Annotated in this window: 5 protein-coding genes; 4 read left to right on the top strand and 1 reads right to left on the bottom strand. The window is 58.9% G+C overall.

Annotation, left to right across the window (positions count from 1 at the left end):
- The first annotated feature begins 69 nt into the window (after positions 1 to 69).
- From dapE to B3F77_RS03145, 4 genes are all read left to right on the top strand, one after another.
- On the top strand, positions 70 to 1,332 hold the full coding sequence (gene dapE, locus B3F77_RS03160; RefSeq protein WP_293603548.1) for a succinyl-diaminopimelate desuccinylase: 1,263 nt from the start codon (positions 70 to 72) through the stop codon (positions 1,330 to 1,332).
- The gene (prmB, locus tag B3F77_RS03155) at positions 1,329 to 2,222 is read left to right on the top strand and encodes a 50S ribosomal protein L3 N(5)-glutamine methyltransferase (RefSeq protein ID WP_293603547.1); all 894 of its coding nucleotides are present in this window, start codon (positions 1,329 to 1,331) and stop codon (positions 2,220 to 2,222) included. The genes dapE and prmB overlap by 4 nt, the downstream gene beginning before the upstream one ends.
- 75 nt (positions 2,223 to 2,297) lie before the next feature.
- Complete coding sequence (locus tag B3F77_RS03150; protein WP_293603546.1) at positions 2,298 to 4,325, top strand: ABC-F family ATP-binding cassette domain-containing protein; 2,028 nt, start codon at positions 2,298 to 2,300, stop codon at positions 4,323 to 4,325.
- A 56-nt stretch (positions 4,326 to 4,381) separates the two neighbouring features.
- Positions 4,382 to 4,894, top strand: coding sequence for a hypothetical protein (locus B3F77_RS03145; RefSeq protein WP_293603545.1), 513 nt, complete (start codon positions 4,382 to 4,384; stop codon positions 4,892 to 4,894).
- A gap of 367 nt (positions 4,895 to 5,261) precedes the next feature.
- Here B3F77_RS03145 and B3F77_RS03140 read toward each other — a convergent pair whose 3' ends face one another.
- A complete protein-coding gene (locus tag B3F77_RS03140; RefSeq protein ID WP_293603544.1) occupies positions 5,262 to 5,519 on the bottom strand; it encodes a hypothetical protein in 258 nt (85 codons plus the stop codon).
- Positions 5,520 to 5,872 lie beyond the last annotated feature (353 nt).

Here is a 5,872-nt window from a genome sequence, read left to right as displayed (position 1 = left end):
GGCCCGGCGCTGCGTTCGATGGCCCCCACACTTTTCACTTTGGGCCGACTCGGCAGCAACTGAAGCACCATGTCTCGAACACTCCACCTCGCTGAGCAGCTCATTGCATGCGCCTCCATTACTCCGAATGACGCAGGCTGCCAGGCCATTCTGACTGCGCGGCTGGCATCACTGGGCTTCACCTGCGAAACCATAGTCAGCGGCCCTGATCACTTCCGCGTCACCAATCTATGGGCAAAATTTGAGGGTTTTAACCGCCTAGCCCAGTCAGGACGGGTGCAAGCAGCTACCAAATCAATAGCAAACCCGGCCAACCCCAAAACCGGGGTCAAAACGCTGGTATTTGCCGGCCACACCGACGTGGTACCCCCCGGCCCGCTGGAGCAGTGGCACAGCCACCCGTTCACGCCCAACCACCGCGACGGTAAGCTGTATGGGCGTGGTACCGCCGACATGAAAACGTCCCTCGCCGCCATGGTCGTGGCGGTTGAAGAGTTTCTGGCGGCCCAGCCGCAACCCGCGCTGTCGATCGCCTTCCTGATCACCAGCGACGAAGAAGGCCCCGCCACGGATGGCACAGTGGTGGTCTGCGAACGGCTTTTGGCCAGAGGCGAAGTGCTGGATTACTGCATCGTGGGCGAACCCACCTCGGTCAACCAGCTTGGCGACATGATCAAAAACGGCCGCCGCGGCACCATGAGCGGCAAGCTCACCATCAAAGGCGTGCAAGGTCACATCGCCTACCCTCACCTGGCAAAAAACCCGATTCACCTGTTTGCGCCCGCCTTGGCAGAGCTGGTGACGACCGAGTGGGACCAGGGCAATGAATTCTTTCCCGCCACCACTTGGCAGGTGTCCAACCTGCACGGCGGCACCGGCGCGTCCAATGTCATTCCGGGCGAGCTGGTCGTGGACTTCAATTTTCGGTTTTGCACAGAATCCACCCCGGAAAGCCTGCAGCAGCGCCTGCAAGCCGTGTTGAGCAGGCACCAGCTCGAATACGACCTGAAATGGACCCTGGGCGGCCTGCCCTTTTTGACCACGCCCGGCGAATTGGTCGATGCGGTGCGCGGCGCGATCCGCGCCGAGACCGGCCTGGACACTGAGCTATCCACGACCGGCGGCACCAGCGATGGCCGCTTCATGGCCAGGATCTGCCCGCAGGTCATCGAATTTGGCCCTCTCAACGCCTCCATTCACAAGATCAACGAGCATGTACCGGTGAGCTCGCTCGACCCTCTCAAGAACATTTACAGGGGCGTGCTGGAACGCTTGGCTGGCGCTGCTGCTGGCTCGTCCGTTTTGACATCAGAACCGACGCCCGCGCCATGACTTCGGTGACGGTGACGGTGACGGTGCTGGCGTTGATCGACCAGATGGCGGCCCGGCTGGAGGCTGCAGGGCTGACCTACTCCGACGGCTTTGGGCAAGGCACCACCAATGCTTTCGATGAGGCCGCCTGGCTGGTGCTGTGGCAGCTCGGCCTGCCCTTGGATGATCTCGATTCAGTAGCCAATCAGCCCGTAACCAAGGCTGATCAAGCACAGGTAGCTATGCTTTTGGAAGCGCGCATCAGCAGCCGAAAACCTGCCGCCTACCTCACCCGCGAAGCCTGGCTGATGGGTGTGCCCTTTTATGTCGACGAGCGCGTGATTATTCCGCGCTCCTTTATTGCCGAGTTGCTGATTGAGGCCAGCATTGATCCCTGGCTCAGCGAAAAGACCCGCCGCGTATTGGATTTGTGTACCGGCAATGGCAGCCTGGCCGTGCTCGCGGCGATGACTTACCCGGACGTGACCGTGGATGCCGCCGATATCAGCACGGACGCCCTTGCCGTGGCCCGCATCAATGTGGACAGGCACCATCTGGCCGACCGCATCACCTTGATTGAATCCGACGGTTTGGCCGCTTGCCGCGGCGGCTACGACCTCATTCTGTGCAATCCGCCCTACGTCAATGCCACCAGCATGGCCGCCCTGCCAGCTGAATTCCGGGCGGAACCGGACCTGGCGCTGGCCGGTGGCGCCGATGGCATGGACTTCATTCGAGACCTTTTTCTAACCGCCGCCGCGCAAATGAACGAAAATGCTGTATTGGTGCTGGAAATCGGCAATGAACGCGCCAATTTTGAACGCGCTTTTCCTCACCTGGAGCCGCTCTGGTTCGAAATCAGTGCTGGCAGTGACCAGGTTTTGCTGCTGACACGCGAACAGCTGGCCTGAACCCAGCTTCCGTCTTGCGGGCGCAACGCCAGGCGGCTTGCGGCCCGACTAATTTTCTTGAGTCTGTTTGTTTAAATGATTACCCTAAAAAATGTGGTGCTGCGTCGCGGCGCCAAAGTTATTCTCGACAGCGCCTCTGTCACCCTCAACCCCGGCGAGAAAGTCGGCTTGGTGGGTCGCAATGGCGCGGGCAAGTCCTCGCTGTTTGCCATGCTTAACGGCACGCTGCACGAAGACGGCGGCGAATATTACATCCCGGCCCAGTGGCGCATGGCGCAGGTCGCGCAGGACATGCCCGAGACCGAGCAAAGCGCCACCAGCTATGTCATTGAAGGCGACGTGGTGCTGCTGGCCGCGCAGGCCGAAGTCGATGCGTCAGAAGCCAGCGGCGACGGCGACCGCATGGCCCATGCCTATATGGATTTGTATGATTCCGGCGCGCACGACGCACAGGCGCGTGCGCAGGCCTTGATTCTCGGTCTGGGCTTCAAGGTCAGCGAATTGGACAACCCCGTCAACAGTTTTTCCGGCGGCTGGCGCATGCGCCTGCAGCTGGCTCGCGCGCTGATGTGCCCATCCGACCTGCTGCTGCTCGACGAGCCCACCAATCACCTGGATTTGGACGCGCTGGTGTGGCTTGAAGCCTGGCTCAAGCGCTACCAGGGCACCATGCTGGTCATCAGCCATGACCGCGAATTCCTCGATGCCGTCACCGATGTGACGGTGCATATTGAAGGCGCCAAGCTGACCCGCTACGGCGGCAACTACAGCAAGTTTGAAGACCTGCGCTCCGAGCAGATGGCGCTGCAGCAGGGGGCTTATGCCAAGCAGCAGGACAAGATTGCCCACCTGCAAAAGTTCATTGACCGCTTCAAGGCCAAGGCCAGCAAGGCCAAGCAGGCGCAAAGCCGGGTCAAGGCGCTGGACCGCATGGAAAAAATCGCGCCGCTGCTGGCCGAAGCCGATTTCACCTTCGAGTTCAAGGAACCGGCGAATCTGCCCAACCCCATGCTGTCGATGCAGAACGTCTATTTCGGCTACCCGCCGCCAGCAGATGCGCCGGAGGGCACACCGCCCACCGTCATCGTGCAAAACGTCAGCAAATCCGTGCTGGCCGGCCAGCGCATCGGCATTTTGGGTGCCAACGGCCAGGGCAAATCGACCGTGGTCAAAACCATCGCCCGCGCCTTGGCGCCGATCAGCGGCGAGATGACCGAAGGCAAGGGCCTGAACATCGGCTACTTTGCCCAGCAGGAACTGGACGTGCTGCGCCCGGCGGACAACCCGCTGGAGCACATGATCCGCCTGGTAAAGGAAGTCAGCGCCGCAGGCAAAATCAGCGGCCAGCCCACCCGCGAGCAGGACTTGCGCAGCTTTCTGGGCAACTTCAATTTCGGTGGCGACATGGTCAAGCAGGCCGTGGGCAGCATGAGTGGCGGCGAAAAGGCTAGATTGGTGCTGTGCATGATCGTCTGGCAGCGCCCCAACCTGCTGTTGCTCGACGAGCCGACCAACCACCTGGACCTGGCCACGCGCGAAGCGCTGTCGATGGCGCTCAACGAGTTTGAAGGTACTGTCATGCTGGTCAGCCATGACCGCGCACTGCTGCGTGCCGTCTGCGACGAGTTCTGGATGGTCTCGCGTGGCGGCGTCGCCCCGTTCGACGGCGACCTCGACGACTACCAGCGCTACTTGCTGGATGAAGCCAAGCGCCAGCGCGAAGAAGCCAAAAAATCGACCAGCAGCGCGGCTGCTGCACCGGCTGCAAGCGCTACAAAAACAGTAGCTGTCAGCGCAAATTCCACGGGGGCTACTACCACTTTTGATGCCAAGAAACCGGCAAACAAGAAGGATGAAGCCCAGCGCCGCCAGCAGCAGTCCGACACGAACAAGCCGCTGCGCAAGGAACTGGAAAAGATAGACAGCCGGATGCAGGCCTTGAGCACTGAGCGCGACAGCCTGCAAACCCTGCTGACCCGCACCACCGCCGCCGCAGAAATCGCCCAGACCGGCAAACGCCTGAAGGCCATTGAAAACGACCTGGGCACGCTGGAAGAACGGTGGCTGGAGCTTACCGACCAGCTTGAGACTGCCACGGTGTAAAGTGGGTTCTTCGCGGGCTCCCGTCGAGCTTTCACAAGTTTGAAGGATCATGAACCATGCCGACCACTCTGCATAGGGTCCCTGAAGCAGCTCTTGATGCGGCCCTCGCAGCCGCCGTCAAACGCAGCCGCAAGCTGCTAAACAAACGCGCCTTGGTTGCCGCTGCAGCCAGCGCCGTGCCGGTGCCTGGGCTTGACTGGGCCGTGGACGCCGCCCTGCTTTCAAGGCTGATTCCCGAAATCAACAAGGAGTTTGGCTTTACGCCCAGCCAACTCGACCAGCTCGACCCAAAAAAACGCGACCAGGTCCAAAAAGCCGTGAGCATGGTGGGCTCGGTGCTGATCGGAAAATTCATCAGCCGCGACCTGGTTCTCAAAGCCGCTACGAAAATCGGCATGCGCCTGACCACCAAACAGGTTGCAAAATACGTGCCCTTGGCGGGACAGGTCGTGGCTGCCGCCGTGGGCTATGCGGCGATTCGTTACTTTGGCGAAGAGCACATGAAGGACTGCATTCGTGTGGCCAGGCAGGCGCAACTGGAACTTCCCTTGCTTGGCTATTCAGTCTGAGATGCTGCTGTCCGCCAAATGCCGAGTGCATTGAAACTGTCACCAGTGCAATAAAAAGAAAGTCTGCAATCCTCAGTGCGAGTTGCCGATAATCCGGACACCTGCCGGATACAGGTCATCAAAAAACAAAAGGGGTTACAGATTTTGTAAAAGGATTGAATGATGCCTTGAAACCCGCATGGATACTAGGTTTCACTTTTGAAAGCGCCTGATTTTTAATAGCCCCCGGCCTTGCGCGCGCACGCGTGTGTGAGCGTTTTTCCGGAAGTGTATTAAAGGAAGTGGAACCTGTCGGTTTCCAGTGGGTAAGATCCAGACTTTCGATGCCCCCCGGCATGCGTCTGTGACCCGTCTATCGGCTTTATGCTTACGACAACTCAGAAAAATGGCTTGGAGCCCACTCTCTTAATAGCGCGACCGTCATCAGTAACGGCTCGAATGCGTTTGCGACAAGGGCTCGAACCTTGTCATGATCTGCTGATGAATCCACAGACATGAAGTAGTAGCCCATTGCGCTTTTTTTTATGGGTAACTTAATTCCATGAATTGCAGCATATGCCACCTTGTTGACCTCGGCAATTTGGGCCTCACTACAGCCCTGCAATACAAAACGATATGTGTACATAAGACCACTTCCCTTTTAGCGGAACGTCGCAAATAACAGGTTTCCGCCGCGCTCCTAATATGAAGGTAGCTTGAATCGAAAATCCTTCGCCGTCTATCCCCCAAATGGGGGATAGGCATCGCCCGTCTATCGCCCCAGCCCTTCCCGTTGCTCCTGCATCGCCTGATTCAGTTCCTTGATGAGTTGGCGCATCTGTACCAGGTCCCACCCGGGTTCTGTCGCATTAACCGGAATTCCAAAAAATTGCCCGCTACAGGTAGCGTCTATAGTCAAAAATTTGACTATCTATGGTGTGTCGAAAACGCCGAAAACGGCTAATGCGACAGAACCAGATTTTCTGCTCACTGCCAAGC

The sequence above is a fragment of the Polaromonas sp. UBA4122 genome, assembly GCA_002381615.1.
In the GTDB taxonomy this organism is placed as follows: domain Bacteria; phylum Pseudomonadota; class Gammaproteobacteria; order Burkholderiales; family Burkholderiaceae_C; genus Polaromonas.
The sequence above is the reverse complement of the archived record's forward strand: the minus strand, read 5'-3'. Positions and strand labels throughout refer to the sequence as shown.